The 25405-nt window shown below is 56.1% G+C and carries 18 protein-coding genes and 6 tRNA genes; 9 read left to right on the forward strand and 15 right to left on the reverse strand.

What is annotated here, in order from left to right; genetic code table 11:
- The first annotated feature begins 95 nt into the window (after nt 1-95).
- From NIZ92_RS03390 to NIZ92_RS03400, 3 genes are all read left to right on the forward strand, one after another.
- Complete coding sequence (locus NIZ92_RS03390) at nt 96-1079, forward strand: TRAP transporter substrate-binding protein (protein WP_026485094.1); 984 nt, start codon at nt 96-98, stop codon at nt 1077-1079.
- 119 nt (nt 1080-1198) lie between these two features.
- On the forward strand, nt 1199-1834 hold the full coding sequence (locus NIZ92_RS03395) for a TRAP transporter small permease (protein ID WP_035271196.1): 636 nt from the start codon (nt 1199-1201) through the stop codon (nt 1832-1834).
- Nucleotides 1831-3156 carry a TRAP transporter large permease gene (locus NIZ92_RS03400; protein ID WP_035271195.1) on the forward strand — a complete coding sequence of 442 codons (1326 nt, stop codon included), beginning with the start codon at nt 1831-1833 and terminating at the stop codon, nt 3154-3156. Before NIZ92_RS03395 ends, NIZ92_RS03400 begins: the two co-directional genes overlap by 4 nt.
- Nucleotides 3157-3343: 187 nt before the next feature.
- Here the strand turns inward: NIZ92_RS03400 and tetR are convergent, their stop codons facing one another.
- On the reverse strand, nt 3344-3979 hold the full coding sequence (tetR, locus tag NIZ92_RS03405) for a tetracycline resistance transcriptional repressor TetR (RefSeq protein WP_035271194.1): 636 nt from the start codon (nt 3977-3979) through the stop codon (nt 3344-3346).
- A gap of 194 nt (nt 3980-4173) precedes the next feature.
- Here tetR and tet point away from each other — a divergent pair, with 194 nt between their 5' ends.
- The 3 genes from tet to NIZ92_RS03420 all read left to right on the forward strand — a co-directional run bounded on the left by tet (nt 4174) and on the right by NIZ92_RS03420 (nt 7771).
- Nucleotides 4174-5361, forward strand: coding sequence for a Tet(A)/Tet(B)/Tet(C) family tetracycline efflux MFS transporter (gene tet, locus NIZ92_RS03410; protein WP_254003199.1), 1188 nt, complete (start codon nt 4174-4176; stop codon nt 5359-5361).
- A gap of 197 nt (nt 5362-5558) precedes the next feature.
- Nucleotides 5559-6068 (forward strand): peroxiredoxin, encoded by a 510-nt coding sequence (locus NIZ92_RS03415; RefSeq protein ID WP_009463866.1) that lies wholly within the window; start codon nt 5559-5561, stop codon nt 6066-6068.
- A 167-nt stretch (nt 6069-6235) separates the two neighbouring features.
- The gene (locus NIZ92_RS03420; RefSeq protein ID WP_254002707.1) at nt 6236-7771 is read left to right on the forward strand and encodes an MFS transporter; all 1536 of its coding nucleotides are present in this window, start codon (nt 6236-6238) and stop codon (nt 7769-7771) included.
- 102 nt (nt 7772-7873) lie between these two features.
- On the opposite strand, the gene NIZ92_RS03425 is transcribed toward NIZ92_RS03420, so the two are convergent.
- From NIZ92_RS03425 to bioB, 3 genes are all read right to left on the reverse strand, one after another.
- Nucleotides 7874-8893 (reverse strand): BMP family protein, encoded by a 1020-nt coding sequence (locus NIZ92_RS03425; protein WP_083054419.1) that lies wholly within the window; start codon nt 8891-8893, stop codon nt 7874-7876.
- A gap of 164 nt (nt 8894-9057) precedes the next feature.
- Nucleotides 9058-9909: a hypothetical protein gene (locus tag NIZ92_RS03430; protein WP_060186311.1), complete on the reverse strand. Its 852-nt coding sequence runs from the start codon at nt 9907-9909 to the stop codon at nt 9058-9060.
- Between the two features lies 1 nt (nt 9910).
- Nucleotides 9911-10927 (reverse strand): biotin synthase BioB, encoded by a 1017-nt coding sequence (gene bioB / locus NIZ92_RS03435; protein WP_083054143.1) that lies wholly within the window; start codon nt 10925-10927, stop codon nt 9911-9913.
- A gap of 288 nt (nt 10928-11215) precedes the next feature.
- Here bioB and NIZ92_RS03440 point away from each other — a divergent pair, with 288 nt between their 5' ends.
- The gene (locus NIZ92_RS03440; RefSeq protein ID WP_060186313.1) at nt 11216-11638 is read left to right on the forward strand and encodes a thioesterase family protein; all 423 of its coding nucleotides are present in this window, start codon (nt 11216-11218) and stop codon (nt 11636-11638) included.
- On the opposite strand, the gene NIZ92_RS03445 is transcribed toward NIZ92_RS03440, so the two are convergent.
- From NIZ92_RS03445 to NIZ92_RS03465, 5 genes are all read right to left on the reverse strand, one after another.
- A complete protein-coding gene (locus tag NIZ92_RS03445) occupies nt 11615-12097 on the reverse strand; it encodes a DUF3293 domain-containing protein (RefSeq protein WP_035271189.1) in 483 nt (160 codons plus the stop codon). The two genes, NIZ92_RS03440 and NIZ92_RS03445, sit on opposite strands and share 24 nt — an antisense overlap.
- 115 nt (nt 12098-12212) lie before the next feature.
- The gene (locus NIZ92_RS03450) at nt 12213-15275 is read right to left on the reverse strand and encodes an efflux RND transporter permease subunit (protein WP_254002708.1); all 3063 of its coding nucleotides are present in this window, start codon (nt 15273-15275) and stop codon (nt 12213-12215) included.
- The gene (locus tag NIZ92_RS03455) at nt 15272-16357 is read right to left on the reverse strand and encodes an efflux RND transporter periplasmic adaptor subunit (protein ID WP_009463858.1); all 1086 of its coding nucleotides are present in this window, start codon (nt 16355-16357) and stop codon (nt 15272-15274) included. The genes NIZ92_RS03450 and NIZ92_RS03455 overlap by 4 nt, the downstream gene beginning before the upstream one ends.
- 54 nt (nt 16358-16411) lie before the next feature.
- Nucleotides 16412-17023, reverse strand: coding sequence for a TetR/AcrR family transcriptional regulator (locus NIZ92_RS03460; protein WP_035271186.1), 612 nt, complete (start codon nt 17021-17023; stop codon nt 16412-16414).
- A gap of 175 nt (nt 17024-17198) precedes the next feature.
- Nucleotides 17199-19910 (reverse strand): winged helix-turn-helix domain-containing protein, encoded by a 2712-nt coding sequence (locus NIZ92_RS03465; protein ID WP_254002709.1) that lies wholly within the window; start codon nt 19908-19910, stop codon nt 17199-17201.
- A gap of 122 nt (nt 19911-20032) precedes the next feature.
- Here NIZ92_RS03465 and NIZ92_RS03470 point away from each other — a divergent pair, with 122 nt between their 5' ends.
- Nucleotides 20033-21220, forward strand: coding sequence for an MFS transporter (locus tag NIZ92_RS03470; protein ID WP_254002710.1), 1188 nt, complete (start codon nt 20033-20035; stop codon nt 21218-21220).
- 91 nt (nt 21221-21311) lie between these two features.
- On the opposite strand, the gene NIZ92_RS03475 is transcribed toward NIZ92_RS03470, so the two are convergent.
- From NIZ92_RS03475 to NIZ92_RS03500, 6 genes are all read right to left on the reverse strand, one after another.
- Nucleotides 21312-21388 (reverse strand) — tRNA-Asp (locus NIZ92_RS03475).
- A gap of 19 nt (nt 21389-21407) precedes the next feature.
- Nucleotides 21408-21483 (reverse strand) — tRNA-Glu (locus NIZ92_RS03480).
- Between the two features lie 25 nt (nt 21484-21508).
- Nucleotides 21509-21584: transfer RNA gene (locus NIZ92_RS03485), tRNA-Ala, on the reverse strand.
- Between the two features lie 124 nt (nt 21585-21708).
- Nucleotides 21709-21785: transfer RNA gene (locus tag NIZ92_RS03490), tRNA-Asp, on the reverse strand.
- 20 nt (nt 21786-21805) lie between these two features.
- Nucleotides 21806-21881: transfer RNA gene (locus tag NIZ92_RS03495), tRNA-Glu, on the reverse strand.
- A gap of 27 nt (nt 21882-21908) precedes the next feature.
- Nucleotides 21909-21984 (reverse strand) — tRNA-Ala (locus NIZ92_RS03500).
- Between the two features lie 556 nt (nt 21985-22540).
- Here NIZ92_RS03500 and NIZ92_RS03505 point away from each other — a divergent pair.
- Nucleotides 22541-25363 (forward strand): EAL domain-containing protein, encoded by a 2823-nt coding sequence (locus tag NIZ92_RS03505; protein ID WP_060185582.1) that lies wholly within the window; start codon nt 22541-22543, stop codon nt 25361-25363.
- Nucleotides 25364-25405 lie beyond the last annotated feature (42 nt).

Consider the following 25405-nt stretch of genomic DNA (forward strand, 5'->3'; position numbering starts at 1 on the left):
CACAATAGATAATTCGGGACCGCTTTTTTAAGCTACACGCTTTCAAGCACATCAATCAATAAAACGTGTCGGCTCTTAACCGACCGGAGGCAAACATGAAAAAGACCCTTGTGGCCAGCTTGCTGGCGTCCGTATTCTTGTCCGCGCCTGTTCTGGCTAACCCCATGATCATCAAGTTCAGCCACGTTGTATCGCCAGATACACCCAAGGGCAAGGGCGCCGTGCGCTTTAAGGAACTGGCCGAAAAGTACACTGAGGGCAAGGTGGTTGTCGAGGTCTACCCGAACTCGCAACTGTACAAGGACAAGGAAGAACTGGAAGCCCTGCAACTGGGCGCCGTGCACATGCTGGCTCCGTCGCTGGCCAAGTTTGGCCCTCTGGGCGTACGCGAATTTGAAGTGTTCGACCTGCCTTTCATTTTTCAGAACCGTGAGGACCTGCGTAAGGTGACCGAAGGTCCTGTAGGCCGCATGTTGCTGGACAAGCTGGAGCCCAAGGGCATCAAGGGTCTGTCCTACTGGGATAACGGCTTCAAGGTCATGAGCGCCAACACGCCCCTGAAAAGCGTGGATGATTTCCTGGGTCTGAAGATGCGCATCCAGTCCTCCAAGGTTCTGGAAGCCCAGTTCAAGGCACTGGACGCTGTGCCTCAGGTGATGGCTTTCTCCGAGGTGTACCAGGCTCTGCAAACGGGTGTGGTCGACGGCACCGAGAACCCGCCATCGAACATGTACACCCAGAAAATGCACGAAGTGCAAAAGCACGCCACCGTGTCCAACCACGGTTACCTGGGTTATGCCGTGATCGTGAACAAGAAGTTCTGGGAAGGTCTGCCTGACGATATTCGCCAAGGCATGGAAAAAGCCATGGAAGAAGCCACGGTTTACGCCAACGACATTGCTGAGCAAGAGAACAACGATTCCATGAAGGCCATGGAAGAGTCCGGCAAGACCCAGTTCTACCAACTGAGCGATGCCGAGCGTCAGGAATGGGTCAAGCAGCTGCGTCCCGTGCACAAGGAAATGGCTTCGCGTATCGGCCAGGACGTGATCGACGCCTTCTACAAGGCTACCGAATAAAGCCTGCTTCATCTGATTGTCTTGTACAGGTCTGATTCAGACCTGTTCTTCTTTTCTTCCCGCTACATGCTTGTGTCTGCCCGGCCCCCGGGCGGGCAGACTGTAGTCTGGAGCTACCCATGTTTTTACGATTTCTGGACCGCTTTGAGGAAATGTTCATCTCATTTCTGATGGTGGCGGCCGTAGTGATTATTTTTGTAGCGGTCTGCCAGCGCTACTCGGTCAGCCTGCTGGCTGATCTGGTGTCCTGGTCGCGGGCTCAGGGTTATGAGTCCATTACCGCCATGGCCCGTTCTACCTACCGAAGCGTGGCCGGCGTCAACTTGCTCTGGGCACAGGAGCTGTGCATTTACCTGTTTGTCTGGATGGCCAAGTTCGGCGCCGCTTACGGCGTTCGTGTTGGTATCCACGTGGGTGTGGACGTGCTGGTAAACGCTGTGGGCCCACGCTGGCGTCATCTGCTGGTGGTGATTTCCCTGTTCGCCGGTGCCTTGTTCACAGCCATTGTTGCCTGGATTGGTGGCCGCTTTGTGTATGGCATTGCCCAGACTGCTCAGGTGTCGGCTGACCTGGAAGTGCCGGTATGGATTGTGTATCTGGCGGTGCCCGCGGGCTCCCTGCTGATGTGCTTCCGCTTCCTGCAAGCCTTGATGAACTTTATCCAGACGGGCCATTTGCCTCATCACGAGCCTGCGGCGGATCTGATCGCTGAAACAGAGCGCGGTGTGTCTGAATCCGAAGGAGCGCGCGCATGACCGCCCTGATTATTTTTGCCTTGCTGGCTATCCTGTTGCTGACAGGCATGCCGGTATCGATTGCCCTGGGTCTGACGGTGATGGGTTTCCTGTTCACCATGACCGAAGTTCCGATGGACAGTATTGCGCTCAAGCTGTTCACCGGGATCGAGAAGTTCGAGATCATGGCGATTCCGTTCTTCATCCTGGCCGGTAGCTTCCTCACGCATGGCGGGGTCGCACAACGCATGATTCGCTTTGCCGCTTCCATGGTCGGCCACTTGCCTGGCGGCATGGGTCTGGCTGCGGTGCTGGCTTGCGCCCTGTTTGCGTCTATCAGTGGTTCCTCGCCTGCCACGGTGGCGGCCATTGGTTCCATCATGATTCCGGCCATGGTCAAACAAGGCTACCCCGTGCAATTCGGGACTGGCATTGTGGCGACTTCCGGCGGTTTGGGCATCTTGTTGCCACCCTCGATTGTGATGGTGATGTACGCCGTGGCAACCAGCGGCATGATGGTTGAAGGCCCGGATGGGGTCAAAGTCGGTACGGCTTCTATTGGTCAGCTGTTTATTGCCGGTGTGGTTCCGGGTTTGATTCTGGCGTTTTTCCTGGGTGCTACGACCATGTTCCGCGCCTGGAAACTGGGTTACCCCCGTATGCCCCGCGCATCCTACAAGGAACGCTGGCGTGCCTTCATGGACTCCATCTGGGGCCTGATGCTGATCGTTATCGTGATGGGCGGGATTTACTCCGGTGTGTTCACGCCTACCGAAGCAGCAGCCATCAGTGCGGTTTACGCCTTTGTGATTGCGGTCTGGGTCTACAAGGATGTGAAGCTGCGCGAGGTCAAACGCATTGTGCTGGAATCGGCAGCCATGAGTGCCATGCTGCTGTACATCATCACCAACGCGGTCATGTTCGCCTTCATTCTGACGTCCGAGCAGATTCCACAGGCCATTGCGGAATGGATCGTGTCGCAAGGCATGGGCCTGATCGCCTTCCTGCTGTTCGTGAACGTCCTGTTGCTGGTGATCGGTATGGTGATGGAGCCCTCGGGACTGATTCTGATCATGGCTCCCATCCTGTTCCCTGTCGCCATGAAGCTGGGCATGGACCCGGTTCACTTTGGCATCATGCTGGTGGTGAACATGGAGATTGGGCTGGCGACACCACCAGTGGGTTTGAACCTGTATGTGGCGTCCAGCATATCGAAGTTGGGCCTGACCGAAGTTACCAAGTCCACATTGCCTTGGTTGCTGACTGGTTTGGCCTTCCTGTTGATGATTACCTTCGTACCTGAAATTACGCTTTGGCTGCCCCGCATGATGGGATGGCTGTAGTAGTCCTGATCGCTATCCGCGAGCAGGGCAAGGTGAGCCCATGATGTGGCAGTACGGCTTGATGCAAGCTGCGCAAGACGTGAATCACCTTGAAGGCCGGGCAAAAAGCCCGGCCTTTTTTGTGAGCGATCGCTTGGGATCTCGAAAAGTTTATCGCTGCACTGACTGGGTGCAGTGGGTTAACGGTTCAGCGTTCTGTACCTTGTTTACAAAAAGGCTCAAGACCAGCGATCAAGCTGTTCAAGCCGAAATCGAACGCGGCATCCATGCCTTCCTGTTCAACTTCCTGAAACAGGGACAGCAGGTCTGGGGGAGTGTCCGCTTGCGTTGCTGAAGTGCTGGGAGCATCCGTGTTTTGCTGCTCGGATTGCGCTGCTTGCTGTTCCAGTACCGACCCCACCACATAATGGCTGATCGTCCATAGCGCCCAAACGGCATTTTTCGCCTCAAAGCCTGCCTTGCACAAAAAGCCGATCTGGGCCTGTGCAATGTCCAATTGCAATTCAGTGGGCCGAGTCCCTGCGTGGATGCGGGCACCATCCCGGTAAGACAACAACGCCGCCCGGAAACCCTGAGCATTTTTCCTCAGGAAGATACGCCAGTCCTCGTTATCTTCCGGGAGGGCGTGGCTATGTTTATTGACTAGCATGGCATGGGCCAGGGCATCAAAGAGAGCGCGCTTATCCCGAAAGTGCCAGTACAGGGCGGGTTGCTGCACCTGAAGCCGTTCAGCCAGCTTGCGTGTGCTCAATCCGTCCATGCCCACTTCATTGAGCAGCTCCAGGGCTGTCTCGATGACGGTTTCTTTGCTGATCTTCTTCATGTGGGCTGGATCTCCGTGCTCGTAATTTATCAATGATAATCGACAGCGCATTAAGGTAAGGCTGCAAACGGCAGGGCTGCGCCTTGTTCTGCAGGGCAGTGGTGCTGTACTTGCTAATTTATCACTGATAAGTTAAAAACAAGGCTAACTTATCGGTGATAAATTAGATGCCTGATTCCAGTGCCCACCACAGTCTGTTGAACAATCGCTCTTGCTTGATTGCTCTGTTGATCCTTTGTCTGGATGCGGTAGGGATAGGTTTGATCATGCCGGTGCTGCCTTCCTTGTTGCGAGAAATGCTTCCAGTAGAGCAGGTGGCACGTCATTACGGCGTCTTGTTGTCTTTGTATGCGCTGATGCAAATTGTGTTTGCGCCTTTACTGGGGCGCTTGTCCGACAGGTATGGGCGGCGGCCTGTGCTGTTGGCCTCATTAGCTGGAGCAGCGCTGGATTACACCATCATGGCTTTGGCACCCGTTTTATGGGTGTTGTATATAGGGCGACTTGTCTCTGGGATCACGGGGGCGACAGCTGCGGTGGTGGCTTCCACCATTGCCGATGCTTCCCCGGAGCAAGAGCGGGCACGCTGGTTTGCTTATATCGGGGCATGCTACGGCCTGGGCATGATTGCCGGGCCTGCCTTGGGCGGGACCTTGGCGGGCTTGTCGACTCATGCGCCCTTTGTGGGAGCGGCGCTGCTTAATGCCAGTGCCTTTGTTCTGGCCTGCCTTTTTCTGCGTGAAACACGTGTAGCTTGTGGATCGGCGGAAAAGAAGCAGGCGCCGCCTCTCAGCTCCTTTGGTTTTTTGGGCTTGAAGCATTTAGGGCCGGGCTTGCTGGGCTTGGGCGTCGTATTCTTTATTGTCCAGCTGATCGGCCAATTGCCTGCCGCCTTGTGGGTGATTTTCGGAGAGGATCGCTTTGCTTGGGACACCATGACGGTGGGCTTGTCCCTGACCGCTTATGGCATCACTCATGCCTTGTTCCAGGCCTTTGCTGTGGGTCCCTTGTCGCAGCGCCTGGGTGAGCGCAAGACCTTGATGTTGGGCATGATGGCTGACGCCGCAGGTTTTGTGTTGCTGGCTTTTGCTTTGCATAGCTGGATGATCTTCCCTGTGCTGGCTTTGCTGGCGGCAGGTGGTGTGGGCATGCCTGCGCTGCAATCCATGATGTCCAAGCGCGTTGCCAACGATCAACAAGGGACCTTGCAGGGCGTGTTGGGTAGTTTGAATAATCTGGGCGCCTTGATCGGCCCGCTGGGGTTCACGCAGCTCTACAGTTATACCGCTACGCAGTGGAACGGTTGGGTTTGGCTACTGGGGGGATGTCTGTATGTGCTGTGTTTCCCCATCTTGTGGCGCGCTTTGCAGCTTGTGGACTAAGAGGCCGTTGTTTCGCTGTTTGGCAAAGGGTTTGCTCGGAAACGTTTTTTTTGCTGTTGAAGGCGCGTTTTCTCTGGGGCGTGTAGGCAAGTGAAACGTACTGATAAGTATTATTTGCCTATTAGGCAGGCCAGTCTATTAGTATCATAGATTGTTCGGGCCGCCATACTGGCGGTATTTATTCATACGGAGACCTTATGTCCATTTCAGTCGGTGCGCGCGTTCCAGACGCGACCCTTAGCGAGTACATTGAAACCGCCACAGAAAGCTGCCCTATGGGCCCCAACAACTTTCAGGTGGCTGATCTGGTTAAAGGCAAGAAAATTGCCGTGTTCGCCGTTCCTGGCGCTTTCACCCCCACCTGCTCCGAGCAGCACTTGCCTGGCTTTATTGCCAAGGCAGACGAGTTCAAGGCTGCCGGCGTAGACGAGATCTGGTGCGTGGCAGTGAACGATCCTTTCGTAATGGGCGCTTGGGGCAAGTCCCTGAACGTCAATGGCAAAGTACGTTTGCTGGCCGACGGCAGTGCTGTCTGGACCAAAGCATTGGGTCTGGAATTTGACCTGACGTCCAAAGGCCTGGGTGTGCGCTCCAAGCGTTTCTCTGCCTTGCTGGAAGACGGCGTTGTCAAACAACTGAACATTGATAACGACGGCGGCCTGCACACATCGGATGCAGACACCCTGTTGAAACAGGTAAAGTCGTAAGTATCTGATCCCCCGCCAGTCCGGCGTGGCGAGGGATAGAAGGATTACAAGGCGCTGGCGGCAAGCTGGCGCTTTTTTTTACCGTGCTCCTGTCGCAAAACCCAGGCCGGAAACTGGATGGTGGCGAGAGTTGGGGGCCGGTGCCGCGGTTTTTTTAGGATGTCTGGATGCTGTCATCGGTGGGTGCGTTTTCGTCCCTGTACTTTGCGACCCTGATGCTCTTGCTCAGCTCGGGCCTGTTCAATACCTTCATGGGGGTGCGCCTGACGGCCATCTCGGTGTCAGAGGTATGGATTGGCGGGCTGATTGCGGTGTATTACCTGGGCCTGGTATTTGGTGCTCGCATGGGTCACCGCCTGATCATGGGCGTGGGTCATATTCGGGCGTACGCCGCCAGTGCTGCCATTGTCACCATCTGTGTGCTGGTTCAGATTCTGGTTGATTCCATGTACGTCTGGCTGCTGCTGCGCTTTTTGGCGGGCGCGGCCATGGTGGTGCAGTTCATGGGGATTGAAAGCTGGCTGAACGAGCAAAGCGACAATAGTCAACGCGGCACCATTTTTGCCTTTTACATGGTGTTCTCCAGCCTGGGCACCGTGCTGGGGCAGTTGTCTTTGACCCTGTTCCCGCATCTGAATTACGAGCCGTTGGTTTTTGTGGCGATCTGTTCGGCCTTCAGTCTGGTGCCGGTGGCGATTACCCGTCGCAGTCACCCACCCTTGCAAGTGCCCGCGCCCATTAACGCACGCTATTACGTGGACCGCGTGCCCTTGTCCATGATGGTGCTGCTGGTCGCCGGTATGTTGACCGGGGCCTTTTATGGTCTGGCGCCGGTGTATGCGGTGCGCGTTCATCTAAGCAATGAGCAGGCTGCCTTGTTTGTCGCCGTGTCTGTGGCCGCCGGTGTGCTGGCCCAATGGCCCGTGGGTTGGCTGGCGGACCGCATGAATCGCGTCAAGCTGATCCGCATTAACGCGATCTGTTTGCTGGCCTTGGCCATTCCTTTGTGGGGCTGGTTTGAGGCCCCATTCTGGTTTCTGCTGATTTTTTCGGCGTTGTTCGGGATTCTGCAATTTACGCTGTACCCCTTGGGCGCGGCTTTCGCCAATGACAACGTGGATCCGGAGCGGCGAGTTGGCTTGAGCGCCATTTTGTATATGGTGTATGGCCTGGGGGCCTGTCTGGGGCCGCTGCTTGCCGGCGGCCTGATGTCTTATATCGGCAGCAATCTGTACTACATCTTCGTGGCAGCCTGTGGCTTGGCTTTGGTTCTGCTGGTCCGCCCGCAAAAGGTACTGGGCGATCACTTGAGCCAGGATGCGCCTACTACCTTTGTGCCTATGCCAGACAGCTTGCAAAGCTCGGCTGCGGCGGTGGCACTGGACCCACGGGTAGATATCAGCTCTGACGTGTCGCACGACCCTGTGTTCGAGGATCTGCCGCCAGTTGAAGAGCGGGTGCCTGCGACGACGGAAAGCACGGCTGCGGAGCGCAAGGCGGAGGATGAGGCTGCAGAGTCGACACTAGCCGAGGACAACAAACGGGCCGATCCTGTTGGTGGAAGCTCGGGAAGCTCGGGAAGCTCGGGAAGCTCTGTGAATTCTGAAGGCTTGGACGCTTTTGGGAGCGCGGCAGATGTGGAAAGCTCGAGCGCTGAGCAAGACGCAGAGAAAGCGCGTAAATCCTCAGATCCAGCCCCTTAGGTCGCCGCCAGAATCGAGCATGTTCTCATAGCGGTTTACGAGCATGATTCACTCATAAAAAAAACCCAGGCCAAGCCTGGGTTTTTTATTTCTGCCCGGATCTTAAATCTGGAACTCAGGTCCTTTGAATTCGGCCTCAACCTCAATCTTGCCAGCCAGAATATCCTGCTGCAGCGCTGCAATACGCTGGCGCACGGCATCCGGTGTGTCCGGGGCCATGATCAGGCGCACCGCATCCGGTTGCTGCAGGCCAACCTTGAAGATCTTGCCGGACTCGAACTTGTTTTCGCTCAGATCCTTGCAAGCTTCAAATACGCCAATGCCTACATCGGCCCAGGCGGAACCGACGAATACGTCGGGCTCGCGGGCGACCCAGTCAATTACATTGCCAATTTCTTTGATGCCCAGTTCACGGCAGGCCTGCGTTGTGCCGCTACGGCCTTTGTTCAGCATGGTGTAGATGATGTCTGCACCAGCTTTGGCCTGTGCCTGGGTGACCCGCGCGGCCAGCTCAATATCATCCTGGTTGCCGGAGAAGTTTGTCAGCAGCTTCACTTCCGGATTGGCGTGCTTGACGCCAGCGGCATAGGAAGCGCGGGCGCGCAAACCAGGGGGCACGCGTATGCCGGACTGGTGGGCCACCACGCCGGTCTTGGTCATCAGGGCGGCATAGGCGCCGGCCAGCCAGGCTGACTCTTCCTGACGCACGTCATAGCTGCTCAGATTGCTGGCAGTGACGGCACCTTGCGTGATCACAAAGCGGGTATCCGGAAACTCCTTGGCAACGGCCAGGGCAGCATCGGTGTTCTGACCGCCGTGGGCGATCAGCAAGGTCGGTTTGTATTGTGTCGCCAGTTCGCGCAGGGCGGCAATTTGCGCCTGGGTTTCGTTAGCCACCTGGTCTTTGTAGTGGCCGGTAATGGGCAACTGGTCCATGGCCTTCTTGAAGCCCTGATAACCAGCTTGCATGAAGCCGTTGTCATCAATGTGGCCGCAGAACAGGGCGGCAACGACGGGTTTGTTGGCCGCCAGCACACTGCGGCCAAGCCAAGGGGCAGCCAGTGCGCCGGCTCCAGCGGAAGCGGCGGCCAGCAGTAACTGGCGACGGGTAAATCCGGTCATGATCATGTCTCCTGTGTAGTCTCCGACGTGGGCGTCGGTAAAAATCGTTTTTTTCTAATCTACAGGAGATGAAAAGCCGCGGTCCCTGAAGTTTTAAATGTCAAATATAAGAATTATCGTATAGTGCGTTTACGCGGGCATGTATGAGACACGCCCGATATTGTTCACCGCGGAATCAGGGCCACGATAGCGCCAATGGCCAGGGCAACCCCCACCATATTGAGCGCGCTGAGCTTTTCCTTGAAGAAGCCCGCGCCGATGATGGCACCCATGGCAATCACACCAATATTCATGGCCGAGAACACCAGAGTGGGGTTCTCCGGGAAGATCTGGTGGGCGCGGATATAAAAGAAAATATTGCCGAAGTTCAGCAGGCCCAGCACCAGACCGGCTAAAAGGCTGCCTTTGTGCCAGCTGGTGCGCTTGGCCAGCAGCCAGCACAGCATCAGCACACCGGCTAGCGAGAAGGACACCACCAGACTGCTGGAGAAAGCTGCACCGGCTTTGGAAAGCTGCTTGAACATGATGTCGATCACGCCATAGCCCAGCCACACAGCCAGCAGCATCAGGGCAGGATGCCCGGAGCCTGCTTCCTGGCTACTGGCCTGCCGCGGACGTATCAGCAGGCACAGCAAGGCAATCAGGGCCAGGGCGATGCCCAGCAGTTTCTGACCAGCCAGATGCTCGCCAAACAAGAGAAAGGCCGCCAACAAGGGAATGAACAGGGACAGGCGCTGGGCAGCATCGCTCAACACAATCCCGGCTTGCCGCACTGCCGCCGCCATGAACAGAAAGACGCTGGGCAAGAGCACACCCAAGGCAATCAGAATCCACCAGGGGGTAGCAGGATTCAGCAGACTGCTGGGATGCGGTTGCAGCAATACCAGACTCAAGGTGACCGCCACGCCATAGTTGACCATGATGGCCTGGGCGACATCGATCTGCCGCTGGCGAGCGACTTTCAGCAGAATGGAAACGGCAACACTGCACAGAATGCTGGCGATCAGAGTGAGCATGTTAGAGGGCCTCGACCATAGCGCGTGGACGGGTTTGTTCCAATGACAAAGGGGGTTCGGACAGTGTGGTTTTGGCCGCTTCCAGTTGCAGGCGGGCAAACAGATCCTGGTCCGCCACAAACTGCGGGTTGCCGGTAGTCAGCAATTGCTCGCCATAGAAAATGGAGTTGGCACCGGCCATAAAGCACAGGGCCTGGGTGCTGTCATCCATGGTTTCTCGTCCCGCCGACAGGCGTACGGCGCTGGTGGGCATCAGGATACGCGCAATGGCAATCGTACGTACAAACTCGAAGGGGTCCAGATCATCGACCTGATCCAGCGGCGTGCCCGGTACTTTCACCAATTGGTTGATAGGCACGGACTCGGGGTAAGGGCGCATATTGGCCAGCTGAGCCAGCAGACCAGCACGCTCGCGACGGCTTTCACCCATGCCGATAATCCCGCCGCAGCAACTGTTCAAACCGGCTGCACGTACGCGTTCCAGCGTGTCCAGGCGGTCCTGGTACGTGCGTGTGCTGATGATCTGGCCATAGAACTCGGGGGAGGTGTCCAGATTGTGGTTGTAGTAGTCCAGCCCGGCATCTTTCAGGCGCTGCGCCTGACCGTCTTTGAGCATGCCCAAGGTGACACAGGTTTCCAGCCCCATCGCTTTGACGGCGCTAACCATCTCAACTACCTGGTCCAACTGTTTTTCGGTAGGAGAGCGCCAGGCGGCACCCATGCAAAAACGCTGAGCACCCTGTGCCTGGGCGGCGCGGGCCGCTTCCAATACCTGTTCCAGGGGCATCAAGGGTTCAGGTTCCAGCTCGGTCTGGTATTTGGAGGATTGCGGGCAGTAGGAGCAATCTTCGGGACAGGCGCCTGTCTTGATGGAGAGCAGACTGGAGAGCTGGATTTGATTGGCCGGGTGGTGCTGTCTATGTACGGTCTGCGCCTGGAACACGAGGTCCATAAAGGGCAGCTCGTAAAGCTCCATGATGCGACGAATCGTCCAGGGTGCGGGGGTATTTACAGACATGGCAGGCTACCTTATTCAGTGACGCAGCTATGCTAGGTTTTCTGCCTGTGAAAGACGACTCCTGGGGCCGGCAGGCTCCGGAGGCTTTTCTCGCTATGGGGCCTATTTCAGTGATGCTTAGACGAAATTGTCGCTAACTTCGCTTAATTTCAATTATTGTGAGGGATACAAACTATTTCAAAGGTAGTGTTTGCAAAATGTTTCAGCGGCTGATTCAGTGCCTGATTACCGTGGTTTCCACCTTTTTATCCGAGGTAAACTGGCAGGCGATTTTGCAAAAGGATAAACATGCACGTGTTCGAGCGCCGCATCACCGTGGAATGGGGTGATTGCGATGAGGCCGGGATTGTTTTCTATCCCAATTATTTTTATTGGTTTGATTGCACGTATCAGGCGTGGCTGCGGCAAGCAGGCTTGAGCCAGCGTATCTTGCGCCAGGAATATGATGCGGTAACGCCATTGGTGGATGTCGGTGCCAACTTCCGCGCACCTGTCACCTATGATCGCGAGATTCGCGTTTGCGTGCATGTGGCTCAATGGCTGGACCGGCGTTTCAAGCTTGAATATCAAGTCTTCAATATGGACGGCGTGCTGGTAGCAACCGGCCACGAGTGGCGCGCCTGGGCGCAGGTCTTGCCGGAAGGGCGGCTGAAAGGTGCCGCCATTGCTGAAGACTTTCGTCAGCGCTTAGAAGGGAACGGGGCTGTTTGAAGCGGCCTGATCAGACACCGGCAGGCGCTGCTGCACTTGATGCAGCTGCGGCTTGCCATTGAGCGGTATATAGACAAAAGCCAATTGCTTGAACAGGCGTGCTTGCCAGCGTGCCTGTTGCAGGCTGATGTCCAGCACCAGCAGGCTGGGTTCATCCGGCCATTTGCCCTTGGGGTCCAGATTCACAGCGGGCCACCAGCGCAGATCCAGTTTCTGCAAATCGCGCAGCAAGCTTTCCTGAACCGCATCGTTAAAGGCACGGCTGCAAATTTGCGCGCCCGGATTGCAGGCGGTCAAAATTGCCGCACCACGGCTGTTTTCTTGTTCCAGTAATTGATTCAGAGGGCGGTTGAGCTGGCCGATGCGCACGTCCATATCGCCCTTTGGGCTGTGTACACGGTAGATCGCCTTCTCGAAAGCGTGAGACAGGGCGGCGGGCAGGTCTTTCTGTGTAGACATAAGCTATCTTGCGTCGTTCTGTTCTCTGGACCCACAAGACTGGCAGTGGGATGCATGGTTTGATTGTGTTCAAACCATGCATCCATTATTTACACAGTTTCAGCCTTCAAGCAAGTTATGAGGCGCGTGGATCCTGGATTCGATTCCAGATCGAATACAAGCTGGGCAAGAACAAGAGCGTCAGGACGGTGCCAATGGCTGTACCGCCGATCAGCGTCAGGGCCATGGAGCCCCAGAACACGGAGAAGGACAGCGGAATGAAGGCCAGTACCGCCGCCAGCGCCGTCAGAATGACGGGGCGGGCACGCTGTACAGTGGCTTCAATCACGGCATCGTAGGGTGAGGCACCTTCAGCCCGGTTGGTCTTGATCTGCTCAATCAGAATCAAGGTATTGCGCATCAGGATCCCCGCCAGACCAATCAGCCCCAGAATCGCCGTAAAGCCAAAGGGTTGCTGGAAGATCAGCAAGGCGGGCACGCTGCCAATCAGGCCCAAGGGGGCGGTCAGGAACACCATGATCATGTTCGAGAGCGAACGTACCTGAATCACGATAACCAGCAGCATCAAGGCAATCATGACCGGGAAGACGGGCAGCAGCGCGTCATTGGACTTCTTGGCCTCGGCGGTGATGCCGCTCATCTCGATCAGGTAGCCAGGGGGCAGGGAAGCCTGCAAGGAGGCAAACTCCTTCATCACCCGGTTGGCCACTTCTGCCGGTTGCACGTGCGGAGCAATATCTCCCCGCACGGTCATGGTGGGCAGGCGGTTGCGACGGGCCAGCTTGGGTTCTTCCTGCATGATTTCCAGCTTGCCGACTTGCTCCAAGGGCAGGTTCTGGCCCTGATCATTCATGACGGTCAGGCCGGACAGGCGAGTTGGGTCATGGCGGTTGCTGGCCGAGCTGCGCGCCACAACCAGCACATTACGCAGGTCCTCGCGGTATTCCGCAACGGTTGTGCCATCCAGCTGCAACTGGATTTGTTCGGCCAGACTCTGGCGATTCAAACCCAAGGCTTGCAGACGTTGTGGGTCTACGTCCAGCTTCAGGACGGGTACGCGCGAACCCCAGTCCACGTTCACCTGACGCATGTCCTTGTCGGCCCGCATCACCGCCATGGCCTGCTCGGAAATATCACGTAGCTTGTCCAGATCAGGGCCACGTACCAGGAACTCCACCGGGTATTTGGTGGATGGCCCGAACACCAGCTGAGTGGCACGGACGCGCGCTTCTGGTGTCAGGCCATCGGCCACCACTTGGCGAAAGCGTTGCAGCAGCGCATCGCGGTCGTGGTGATCAGCCGTCAGCACCACCAGACGAGCAAAGGAGGGATCAGGCAGTTCAGGGTTGTAGGACAGGAAAAAGCGCGGTGCGCCTTGCCCGGCATAGCTGGTGACCAGCTTGGTTTCGGGCTGCTCGCGCAACCAGTTCTCCACCTTGCGAGTAACGGCTTGCGTGGACTGAATACTGCTGCCCTCGGGTAACTGCACTTCTACCAGCAGCTCGGGTCGGTCGGAGGTGGGGAAGAATTGCTGTTTGACGAAACCCATGCCTACAACCGCCAGCACGAAGGCCGCCACCACAATTCCGGCCACCAGAAACTTGTGGTGTACCGACCAGGCAATCATGCGGCGCAGGCGCATGTAATTGGGGGTGTCGTAAATGGCCTGATGGCCGCCAGGACGGGCTGGAATGGCGGGCAGCAATTTCACGCCCATATAGGGAGTGAAGGCCACCGCAACCAGCCAGGACGTCAGCAGGGCAGCGGCCAGAATCCAGAAGATATTGCCGGCGTACTCCCCGGCAGAGGAACGGGCAAAACCCACCGGCAGGAAGCCGATAATCGTCACCAGGGTGCCGGACAGCATGGGGGCTGCCGTATGGTTCCAGGCATAGGCGGCGGCTTTCAGGCGGTCCATGCCTTCTTCCATTTTCACGATCATGATCTCGATCGCAATAATGGCGTCGTCCACCAGCAGGCCCAGCGAGATAATCAGCGCGCCCAGCGTTACCCGATCAAACACCTTGCCTGTCATCATCATGATGACGAACACCATGGCCAGCGTCAGGGGCACAGCGGCAGCCACTACAATCCCGACCCGCCAGCCCATGCTGACCAGACACACCAGCAGCACCACGCTCAGCGCCGCGAAGAACTTGAACATGAACTCGCCTACGGCGGAGGCAATGTTCACCGACTGGTTGGTGACGGTATCCAGGGAGAAGCCCAGGGGCAGGGCAGCGGCAATATCTTCCCGTGCCTTTTCCAGATCCTTGCCCAGATACAGGCCGTTGTAGCCCTCCTGCATCACCACATCCAGCAACATGGCAAATTGTGCGTTGTGGTGAATCTCGAAGCTGGGCGGGTCTTCGTATCCACGGCTGATGGTGGCAATGTCGCCCAGACGCAGATTGTGGCCTTGCACGTAGATATAGGTATTGCTGATGGCCTCTACATCCTCCAGTCCGGCGCTAAGGCGCATGTGAATGCGCGGGCCATCGGTGCTGACGGCACCACTGGCTGTCATGGCGCTGCGCTTGGACAAGGCTTCCAGAATCTGTTGAGGGTTGAGCTGCAGGTTGTGCAGCTTGGCTTCGTCCAGATCGACAAAAATACGTTCGCTTTGCTCGCCCAGAATATTGACCTTCTTGACGCCGGGGACTTGCAGTAGCTGGCTGCGTACTTTCTCGGCCTCGCGAGTCAGCAGGCGCGGTGGCAAACCAGGGGCTTGCAGCGCGAACAGGCTGAAGGACACGTCCGAGTACTCATCGTTCACAAACGGCCCCTGCACGCCTTTGGGCAAGCGCGGAGCCTGATCCTGCAGCTTCTTGCGGAGCTGATAGAACTCGCTCTGAACGTCCGCCGGCGGCATGGTGTCTTTCAGGGTCACCACCATCAAGGCGGTGCCGGGACGGGTAACCGTCTCTACCTTGTCAAACCAGCGCAGTTCCTGCATGCGCTTTTCCATGGGCTCGGCCACCAGATCCTGCATTTCCTGGGCGGTGGCTCCGGGCCACATGGCGGTGACGGTCAGCACTTTCACGGTAAAAGCCGGGTCTTCGGCTCGACCCAGTTTCACGAAGGAGTAAATGCCGGACGCTGCCAGAGCAATGATCAGAAACAGCGTGATGGCCCGTTCACGCACCGCCAGAGCGGAGAGATTGAAGCGGCCTGTCATTGCTTGACCTCGCGTGTTTCAGGACGAACTTCCTGGCCTTCATGTAAAAGGTTAGCGCCCAACGCCACGATGGCGGTGCCGGCTTCAGGGCCTTGGGACAGGTAAGCGTGTTCCTGGGCCAGTTTGGCAATGGTCACGGGCTGCCAGTGCACAGTTTTCTGATCATCAATTACCCACACGCCGGGCCCTTTACCCGCATCGTAAATTGCAGTCAGTGGTACTTGATTCAAGGCGTCTGCATCCGGGGGCGTCAAATGCACAATGGCGCTGGAACCCAGTCTTGCGGTGACATTCTCGCCCTCGAAGGAAAAGCGGGCCTGATAGCTGCGGGTTGCAGGGTCAGAGGATTGGGCCAACTCGCGCAGTTGGGCGGGCAGGCTTTCCTGGGAGTCCGTCAGCTCAATAGTGGCGCGAGTACCCAGCGGAATATCCCACTGCTCGGGCAGGCTGACAATGACATCACGTGGACCGTCCTGGGCCAGGCGCAGCACGGCTTGCCCTGGGCTGACAACTTGGCCAACATCCGCAATCTGGGCGGTAATGATGCCGCTGGCTTCTGCTTTCAGGGAGCTGTATTGGTCGGCGTTGCGGGCTATTTCAGCTTGTGCTTGGGCGGACTTCAGATTTGCCTGTGCGCTACGCAGTGCTTTCTGGCTTTGTTCATGCGCCTGACGGGAAACACCGCCTTGCTCTACCAGCAGGGACAAGCGTTTGTAATCTGACTGGGCTTGTTCGGCCTGAGCCTGGGCGGCCTGCACGGCAGCCAGACGGGCGCGGTAATCCAGTTGCAGATCCTTGGGGTCCAGCGTCATCAAGAGCTGGCCTTTTTCAACGTGCTCGCCGTTTTGAACTTTGCGTGTATCAATCTTGCCGCCTACCCGAAATGCCAGCGGGCTTTCCACCCGTGCGCTGACCAGTCCCAGAAAACGTCGCTGCTGATCGGCCTTGGGCTGAATCACGCTTTGAATCACCAAGGGAGCCTGAGTGCGAGGGTCGGCCTCCTGCGTCTGCTGGCTGCACCCCATCAGTACAAGGGCGGCGGACAAACTCAAGACAGGACTAAGAGAGCGAAAAAGAGCCATGCAGGACTCCGGGTAGGTAAATAGTTGGATGAACTGTAACTTGGGGCGTGATGTTCAAGGCATCAGGCTGCGCAGGATAAGCTGCGTTACCACCAGCAAACCTTGGCGGGTTTTTTCAGGCGGATGTATTTCCAGCAAGACAGGGTGTAGACAGGCGGTCAAGGCAAACAGGATGCCTTGAACCACCTCGTCCAAGGGCGTGCGGCGTTCAAAGTCGCCGCTTTCACGGCCCGCGCGCACCAGGGCGGTGATTTGGGTCAGCAAATCTTCTCTGTGCTGGTCCACTGTTGCCCAATTGTTTTGCAGCGCTTCAATGACCACTTCTTGCATGCGGCCTTCCTGCAAGAACAGCTCCAGGCTTAGTGTGCAGGCGGTTTCAATGAAGTGGCGCAGACGTTCGATAGGGGGCAAGTCGCCCTCCACAATCTGTTGCAGCTGCACGTGCATGCCTTTGAGCACAGAGTGGCAGATCGCCTGGCCGATAGCCTGCTTGGAGTCGAAAAAACGATAGAGATAAGCGCTGGACACGCCTATGGATTTGGCCAGGCTGGCAACAGAGGTCTTGCGATACCCATAGAGCCGGAAATGCGTATTGGCCTGCTCAATGATCTGTTCGCGGCGATGATGCTCGGTCGGACCACGCTGGCCCAGGGTACTGGCTGGCATAGAAGTTGAATATTGAAGTAACGATAACGCAATACATTAACTTCCTTGTTAAGCCGCGGCAAGTAAATTGAGGCCACATATCCCGTTTTTTTGCTTGATGGGACTCTTCTTGACAGGCAAACCTATTAGATCAGCCGATGGCTTGAGCAGGCAGCAGGGCATCCGCAGGATGGGATCATGCTTTGAGTCTGACTTTCCAGGCTTTGGCTTGTTGAGAGCGTGCCAGGGATAGCGCTTTCTGCAAGGTAGCTGATGCGTATGGTTGTTCGGATGGGAGATGCATCATTGCCTGCGCCTGGATTCTCAACAGCTCCGGGGCGTTCCATAGTTGCTCTTCAGCGGTCTCATCAGCAAGGCGGGCCTTGATGAGTGCAACCGCTTCCGGGCTATGCCCTTGTTCGATCATTGCATGTGCAAAGTCAGACAAGAAAACAGAATATGCCGTGTCAAACCCGTGCTCCTGTAACTGTGTCAGAGCTGACTGGAGTGTTTGGAAAGGAACTTCAGCGGGGTTTCCGGCGACTTTTGCCCAAAGCGCAAATGCCGAACCATACCGTGCCCAGAACTCCAAACCATGTTGGCCAGCAAGCTGATTTAGCTCTTGCGACATTCGAGTGACCTCCTGGCTATCCCCTGAAAGCGCTGCCACCGTGCAGCTTCCTTCCGCCAGTGCACAACATAAGGTGCAAGCGTGATCCAGCGGTATGGCCTCCTCGATCGCTAATTGGGCCGCATGGCGAGCTTTGTTCGTGTTCCCCATGACCCATAGAATGCGGGAAAGAAAAGCCCAGCCCGCGACGCGCTGATCCAATCCGAATCGGAAGTGAGAGCCATGGCGTTCGTCGCGTACATAGGCATCAAGCATGGCCTCGATTTCAAATAAGGCTTCAGTGTGCCGTCCTAAAAAATGATAGGACGTGCCAATTAGACGGCGGGCAGTCAGAAAAGCGGCTCGGTCAGAGAACTGTAGAGCCAAATCCGCCATGTTCTGGCCGTGTTCCAGAGCCTGGGTGTACCGGCCGCTACGAAGATGAAAGAGCCATAGGCCGTATTCCGCTTGTAGCTGCATCTCCCTGTCGCCCAGCTGCAATGCGAGCTCGCCAGCTCGGGTCCATGCCTGTCCATTCTCTGGCGTCGGGCCGCGTGACCAGGTCAGGGAGGTGGCCAGGGCGGCTTGAATCATCATCTCCTGCTGTTCTTCTAGGGATGAGCCTGTGCTTTGTTTGAGTGCATCCGTAATTCTCTGACGACCTTCATCGTGAAGCGACAACTGTATCCAGAATGGGGCGGAGTTGGCCAGGATATGGAGTCCCAGACTGCGGTGCTGATTATTTCGGAATGCCCAGTCCAAAGCGGTTCTGATGTCATCGATGTGGTGTTCATATTGCTGCCTCCACTGGGGCGTGGGTAAGGACATCCAGTCGTGTTGAGCCTGGGATGCCAGTTGGGCAGTAAAGTGCGAATGTCTGTCCGCCAAAACAGTCTGTCGATCCTCAAGCTGCTCCAGGGCATATGCGCGCAGCATACTCAGATAGCGATAACGGATAGTTTGCGTTCCGGCTTGCAGGGTGAGCAGGGACTTTTCAACCAATCCGTAAATAATATCGGGCAGTCTGGTCGAGTCTTTGGGTCTTGCAGAGATGATTTGTTCTGCAGCGGAGAGGGTGAAATCGCCAGGGAAAATAGCCAGTTCCTGAAAAGCGTTTTGTTCACGCGAGTTCAGTAAGTGGTAACTCCATTGCATGGCCTCACCCAGTGTCTGGTGGCGCCCAGAGGATGGGTTCTTCCGGGCGGCCAGCAAACCCGAGGAAATAGCCAGGTCTTCAGCGACGGCAGCCAGCCCTAGCGAGGGAACTCGGGCAGCAGCAATTTCCAGCGCCAGGGGAACCCCGTCCAGCGCTCTGCAGAGTGCTGTAATCTGATCCAGATTATCTTCGGTCAGCTTGAAGTGATAGTCTGCGGCGATAACTCGGCGTACGAATAGCTCGATAGCACTGTATGCTCGTGCGTTTTCTAACTTGATGGGGTGTGCGGGGACGCAGAGAGGGGTGATGCGAAAGACTTGCTCGCCCTCCAGTCCCAAAGGGGTTTGGCTGGTAAGGAGGATGCTCAGCTTCGGGTCGGCCTCCAGAAGTTGTTCAATCACGTGTGCGCAAGCCGAAGCGACATGTTCGCAGTTATCAATTAGCAGGAGTGCCCTGTTTGGATGCGATGCGGCCTGTGTGTCTGTGCCGACAAGGCCGGCCAAGGCGCTTGAGATGCTTGGTAATACAGAGGCGGGGCTGCCAAGTTGGGACAAGTCCGAGAAGTAAACACCATCAGGGAAAAGTGGGCTTGCTTCAGAGGCCAGCTCTATGGCCAAACGGGTCTTGCCGACACCGGCAGGGCCGGCGAGCGTGATCAGGCATTGGCTTGCAAGGAGCCGATTTAATTCCAGTAGCTCCTCAACACGGCCGATCAAGGGGGACCTGGGACGTGGCAGTTTGCTCCGTGTTTGATGAGCAATAATTGGGCTTGCCGCTTGATGGGATTGCACAGCGCCGGTGAATCGATAGCCTCGGCCAAACTCCGTGGAAATAAGGTCTCTATCGTCACCCAGAGTTTTCCGTAATGATGAGATCTGTGCCTGCAAGCTGTTTTCCTCGACCACGTCCTTGGACCATATCTGCGAAAGGAGTGAGTCTTTTGACACCACTTTTCCTGCTGCCTCTACAAGGTAGATGAGCACATCAAGCGCACGCTCGCCTACCTCCAACCGCACACCGTCCCGCAGCAAAAGCCGCAGGCCCGGAAATAGCTGGTACCGGCCAAATGCCAGCATATCGTCGTCGCGGGCCTGGGCGGATCTTGAGTGTTTCTGAGGGGCGGGGTGGGTACCGTTAGACATGCTTGTCTCTGGGTAAAGTTGGGCGGAAAAGACAGATTTCAGACGTCTGAAATTGTAGGCCAAAGACTTTGGCTACGTGTTCCTTCACCATGACAGCCTACTTTTTACTTTGTGAGTCAGTGATGTCCAAAGAATCCGCCTTGGTGCGTCGTCTGGATACGGCGCTTCTGATGGTAATGGCGATTGCCTGCGGCGTATTTGTCTCGAATGTCTATTACAATCAGCCACTTCTGGAACTGTTGCAACAGGCATTTCCGCAGGAAAGAGGGCTGATTAATCTGGCCCCGACGGCGACCCAGTTGGGGTTTGCTTGCGGCCTGTTTTTTCTGGTCCCTCTTGGAGACCGGGTTGACCGTAGAAAATTGATTCTGGGGCAGGCGGCGGTTTTGCTGGTCGGGCTGGTATGTCTGGCGGTAACCCCCAATGCCTGGGGGTTTGTCTGTGCGTCCGTGTTGGTGGGGATCTCTGCATCAGCCGCTCAACAAATTGTGCCTTTTGCGGCAGAACTAGCGACGCCGAGCCGCCGGGGACAAGTAGTAGGCACGGTAATGAGCGGGGTGTTGTGCGGTCTTTTATTGGGTAGGGCTGTGGGTGGCTTTATTGGCGATCATTGGGGCTGGCGGGCCACATATTGCTTAGGTGCAGTGATGACGGCGACTGCCTGGCTCATGCTTTTTCTCAAATTGCCCCATAGCAATCCCCAGGTGCATCAACGTTATTTCAGCCTTATAAAGTCCTTGATCGTTCTGTGGCGGGAAGAGCCTTTGTTGCGTAGAGCAACCCGTATTCAAGCGGTCCTGTTTGGCTCCTTTATGGGTTTGTGGACAGTTCTGGCATTGCACATGCAGGAGTCATACGGCTTGGGAGCGGATGTAGCTGGCTTGATGGGTGTTGTCGGTGCTGCCGGGATTTTGATTGCTCCACTGGCGGGTCGCAGCGCAGATCATCGTGGACCGCATATTGTTATCACGGCTGCTTGCCTGACCATGTTGCTGTCATACCCCGTGTTGGGGCTTTGGAGCAGTCTTGCCGGTTTGATTGTGGGCATTTTGTTGCTGGATATTGGTGAGCAGTTGGCACTCATTTCCAATCAGCATGTGATTTACTCATTCCGTCCGGAGGCCAGGAGCCGATTGAATACGCTATTTATGAGCGGCATGTTCGTGGGTGGTGCGACTGGCTCATGGGGGGCTGGTATTGCCTGGCGTCTGGGTGGGTGGCATGCGGTATGCCTGTTTGGAGGGGCATTAGTGCTTATCGGTTTTTCTTTGCACGGTATTCGTAGACGAGCGATAGGCACCAGAGGCTGAGAGAGGTGTTCTGGTGCGCATGCTTGCAGGCCGGAGTCCACCAATGAAAAAAGCCTGACAGATCGAAATCTATCAGGCTTTTTGAATTTTTTGGCGGAGCGGACGGGGCTCGAACCCGCGACCCCCGGCGTGACAGGCCGGTATTCTAACCAACTGAACTACCGCTCCGCAGCGGTGCCAAGAATCTTGGCGTCCCCTAGGGGATTCGAACCCCTGTACCCACCGTGAAAGGGTGGTGTCCTAGGCCTCTAGACGAAGGGGACAGGACTTACAACTAAATCGTCGTTTTGGTGGAGGTAAGCGGGATCGAACCGCTGACCTCTTGCATGCCATGCAAGCGCTCTCCCAGCTGAGCTATACCCCCAATTTTCTTTACTTCGTTTTTTAACTGCGTCAAAAAACCAAAGTATCGAAATAAGTGTCAGGCTTGACGAGGCTTGCCACTTCAAACTGCTAAAACCAGTCCGGGACTGATTTTTTAAATCTTTTGGCGGAGCGGACGGGACTCGAACCCGCGACCCCCGGCGTGACAGGCCGGTATTCTAACCAACTGAACTACCGCTCCGCAGCGGTTGCCAAGAATCTTGGCGTCCCCTAGGGGATTCGAACCCCTGTACCCACCGTGAAAGGGTGGTGTCCTAGGCCTCTAGACGAAGGGGACAGGACTCTACAGCTAATCTTCGTTTTTTGGTGGAGGTAAGCGGGATCGAACCGCTGACCTCTTGCATGCCATGCAAGCGCTCTCCCAGCTGAGCTATACCCCCATTTCGGTGTTCTTTTTGTCGACCACCAACGAAGAATTGAGATTATGAAGGTGTTTTTATCTTTGTGCAAGTCTTTTGAAGAAAAAAACCAAAATAAAGTGAAAAAACTTCAGGGGGGCTGCCAGAGGAGGGGCATGGGGCAGGCAGAGGAGGCGATACCCCCGGCGTGCGGAAGCCGAAAACAGGGCTCAGGGTGAGCCTGAAATGCGCTTGTATCTTTTTGTTTTATACGGAGTTTTGTATCTTCTTTGTGTCATAACATTTCATTTGTGGCTCAATAGAAGGAAATGCTTTCAACTATTAGCGTCGTTTTTTTGTCCCTTTCAGGCTCGTCTAATTCCCTTCTTAGGCGCATAAATGCAGGGTTTGTGAGAAATTTGCGCTGCTCTGTAATCTAATGATGGTATGCTTCGTTGAGTAACATTTCACCTGCAATAATTACGTTTTGTAGGCCCCTCACTTAGCCTGCATTTTTTTATTTAATGGCGCTATGTCAGCAAAGCAGTGCATATCATCACCTCTGCCTGTTCCAGTGGATGCACAAAGACGAATCAGTTTGAGTGCTTTGCTGATTTGGGTGCTGTTGGTCTGGCTGTTGTTGATCTCCGCAACGGTTACTGTCATTTACAAGCAAAACCAGGCAGAAATTCGCCTGCAGGCAAGTAGCGGCCTCCTGCGCCAGCTCTCTGATATCAGCTATTCCGTGGCGCTGGCCGCGCCTTCCAGTTCGACGCCTGCCCGTTTGCGCCACTTGGATCAGCAGTTCCAAGGGGTGGTGCAGTTGTTGCGCGATGGCGGGGTAGTCGATGGTGTGGTCCTGGTCCCGCTGGACAAGCCCTTGCTGGGGCTGGTCTCCCAACTAAGTAATGAATGGCAGCGGCGCTTGATGCGTCTGGATTTTCCGGTCAGCTCCGAGCAAGTGCTCTTGCCAGCGGCCAGCCTGAACGCGGAAGACTCGTTATTTCGTCATAACACCCAGCAATTGCTGGATGCGTTTGATGCCTCGCGTGAAAGCGTCCGCTCGCAGCACCGCTGGACGGTGTTCTTCATGCTGGGTCTGGATTTGATCGCGCTGTGTCTGTCCTACTTCATGTTGCGTGCCTGGGCAGCCGATCCCTTGCGACAGCTGGTGGCTCAAGGCCAGGCTTTTACTGGCGGCAATTACCGTGCAAAAAGCACCAGTTCAGGCACTAGTGAAACGCGTTATTTGTCGCAGATTTTGAATTACTGCGGTTTGCAGATTCAACAGCTGGATGCGCAGCTTTCTATTCAGCAGCGCAATTTATCCCAGCTCAACGCCATATGCCGCAGTTTGAGCCACAACCCTTTATTGGGAGTTTATTTATCCCGCGATGGCCGCTTTGATTTCGTCAATAAAAAGCTGGCTGAGACATTGGGATATAGCCGTGCACAATTGCGCCAGGAGTTCACGGTTGATCAAGTCTTTCTGTCGCCGCGATTTCCTTCTTTGACTCAAGTGGTGCCCGATTCGCGTTCTGGTGGCAGCAGTTTGCGCTATGAAACGCGGGCATTGCGTTATGACGGCAAATCCATTGATGTCGAGATCTGTGCCATTCCCATCGAGCTCGAGGGCCGTATGGGCATGGTGGCAGTAGTGCAGGACATCACCACGCGGGTGCGCAACGAAGTGACTGGTCGTTTGGCGGCCGTGGTGTACGAGAACACTTGCGAAGCCATTGTTGTAACGGATCGTTTTGGCCATGTGGTAGATGCCAACCCGGCGTTTAGCCGCATCACCGGCTACGAGCTGGACGAAGTGCGGGGCCGCACCTTGTCTATCCTGAACTCGGGGCGTCAGGACACGGAGTTCTACCGCAAGATGTGGCGCGAGATTTCGGAAACCGGGCGGTGGCAGGGCGATATCTGGAATCGACGCAAGAACGGCGAGGATTTTGCCGAGCGTTTGACCATCAGCACTGCCTGGAACCCGGATGGCACGGTGTATCGCCATATTGGCTTGTTCACCGACATCACCAGCCATAAGAAGCGTGAAGCGCAGATGTGGAAGCAGGCGCATTACGATCATTTGACGGGCTTGCCCAATCGGCAGATGTTCCAGGATCGCTTGCAGCAAGCGCGCGAGCAGTCGCGTCGCACAGGCTTGCCTTTCGCGCTGATCTTTATGGATCTGGATTTTTTCAAGGATGTGAACGACTCCTTGGGGCACGAGAAGGGCGACGTCCTGCTGCAGGAAGTGGCCCAGCGTTTGCAGCGCTGTGTGCGGGTAACGGATACCGTGGCCCGTATTGGTGGTGACGAGTTTACCGTCATTATCTCGGATATCAGCGATACCTCGATTGTGGAGCGCACTTGTCGCTGTTTGCTGGACACGATTGAAGAGCCTTTCCAGTTGGGCAAGAACTCGGTGTCTGTTTCTGCCAGTGTGGGAATCACGCTGTTCCCCGAAGATGGCGATGATGCCGGCCAGCTTTTGAAGAATGCGGATATGGCCATGTACGCCGCCAAGGCTTGCGGCCGCAATCAATACTGCCGCTTCCTGCCTGCCATGAGCGAAGCCGTGGAAGCGCGCCTGCGTTTCTCGCAGGATTTGCAAAAGGCACTAAGCGAGCAGCAGTTCCAGCTTTATTACCAACCCATTGTGGATTTGCGTACAGGGCAGGTCACCCGTGCCGAGGCCTTGATACGCTGGGAACACCCGCAGTTGGGCTTGGTGCCCCCTTCAGAATTCATTCCGTTTTCCGAAGATTCCGGTCTGATTGTGCTGATTGGCGAATGGGTGTTCGAGACGGCTGCCCAGGCCGCGGTGAAACTACGCAACGAGTTGGACCCCGGTTTCCGGGTCAGCCTGAATGTCTCGCCCGCGCAGTTCAAGCTCAATGGCTCCTGCGCGCGCGAGTGGGTGGAGTATCTGCAAACCCAAGGCATTCCGGGCGATGCGCTGGTGGTGGAAATTACCGAGCGCTTGTTGCTGGACGATCAGGGGCAAGCCTTGCAGCAGTTGCGCTCCTTGCGGGAGTACGGCATGAGTGTGGCGCTGGATGATTTTGGCACCGGCTACTCCTCTCTGTCGCACCTGAAGCGGTTTTCCATCAATGTGCTCAAGATTGATCAGTGCTATATCCGCAATCTGGCCCTGAGCAGCGAGGATCTGGTGCTGACTCAGGCCATGATTGTCATGGCGCAAAAGCTGGGCTTGCGGGTAGTGGCAGAAGGTGTGACCAGTCACGAGCAACTGGATTTGTTGAACAACGCCGGTTGCGACTATATGCAGGGCTATTTGTGCTCTACGCCCATCCCGGCGGATGAGTTCGTGGACTGGTGCAAGACCTGGAATCGGGAGCGTGCCGGTGGTTTTGCCGCGCGCTTGTACCCGAATGCACCGCAGGCTTTGCAATAGCAGAATCCTTTCAATCCCTGCTAGCGCAAAGCCTACCGTGAG

The sequence above is a fragment of the Alcaligenes sp. 1735tsa3 genome (assembly GCF_024134565.1).
Classification (GTDB): Bacteria; Pseudomonadota; Gammaproteobacteria; order Burkholderiales; family Burkholderiaceae_B; genus Alcaligenes; species Alcaligenes phenolicus.

Excerpts from the sequence above, each read along its gene's own strand:
- bioB (WP_083054143.1), bottom strand. The coding sequence starts at position 10,927 with ATGTCTGTAAATACCCCCGCACCCTGGACGATTCGTCGCATCATGGAG.
- NIZ92_RS03440 (WP_060186313.1), top strand. The coding sequence starts at position 11,216 with ATGCACGTGTTCGAGCGCCGCATCACCGTGGAATGGGGTGATTGCGAT.
- tetR (WP_035271194.1), bottom strand. The coding sequence starts at position 3,979 with ATGAAGAAGATCAGCAAAGAAACCGTCATCGAGACAGCCCTGGAGCTG.
- NIZ92_RS03415 (WP_009463866.1), top strand. The coding sequence starts at position 5,559 with ATGTCCATTTCAGTCGGTGCGCGCGTTCCAGACGCGACCCTTAGCGAG.
- NIZ92_RS03425 (WP_083054419.1), bottom strand. The coding sequence starts at position 8,893 with ATGACCGGATTTACCCGTCGCCAGTTACTGCTGGCCGCCGCTTCCGCT.
- NIZ92_RS03400 (WP_035271195.1), top strand. The coding sequence starts at position 1,831 with ATGACCGCCCTGATTATTTTTGCCTTGCTGGCTATCCTGTTGCTGACA.
- NIZ92_RS03390 (WP_026485094.1), top strand. The coding sequence starts at position 96 with ATGAAAAAGACCCTTGTGGCCAGCTTGCTGGCGTCCGTATTCTTGTCC.
- NIZ92_RS03395 (WP_035271196.1), top strand. The coding sequence starts at position 1,199 with ATGTTTTTACGATTTCTGGACCGCTTTGAGGAAATGTTCATCTCATTT.
- NIZ92_RS03460 (WP_035271186.1), bottom strand. The coding sequence starts at position 17,023 with ATGCCAGCCAGTACCCTGGGCCAGCGTGGTCCGACCGAGCATCATCGC.
- NIZ92_RS03420 (WP_254002707.1), top strand. The coding sequence starts at position 6,236 with ATGCTGTCATCGGTGGGTGCGTTTTCGTCCCTGTACTTTGCGACCCTG.
- NIZ92_RS03470 (WP_254002710.1), top strand. The coding sequence starts at position 20,033 with ATGTCCAAAGAATCCGCCTTGGTGCGTCGTCTGGATACGGCGCTTCTG.
- NIZ92_RS03465 (WP_254002709.1), bottom strand. The coding sequence starts at position 19,910 with ATGTCTAACGGTACCCACCCCGCCCCTCAGAAACACTCAAGATCCGCC.
- NIZ92_RS03450 (WP_254002708.1), bottom strand. The coding sequence starts at position 15,275 with ATGACAGGCCGCTTCAATCTCTCCGCTCTGGCGGTGCGTGAACGGGCC.
- NIZ92_RS03455 (WP_009463858.1), bottom strand. The coding sequence starts at position 16,357 with ATGGCTCTTTTTCGCTCTCTTAGTCCTGTCTTGAGTTTGTCCGCCGCC.
- NIZ92_RS03430 (WP_060186311.1), bottom strand. The coding sequence starts at position 9,909 with ATGCTCACTCTGATCGCCAGCATTCTGTGCAGTGTTGCCGTTTCCATT.
- NIZ92_RS03445 (WP_035271189.1), bottom strand. The coding sequence starts at position 12,097 with ATGTCTACACAGAAAGACCTGCCCGCCGCCCTGTCTCACGCTTTCGAG.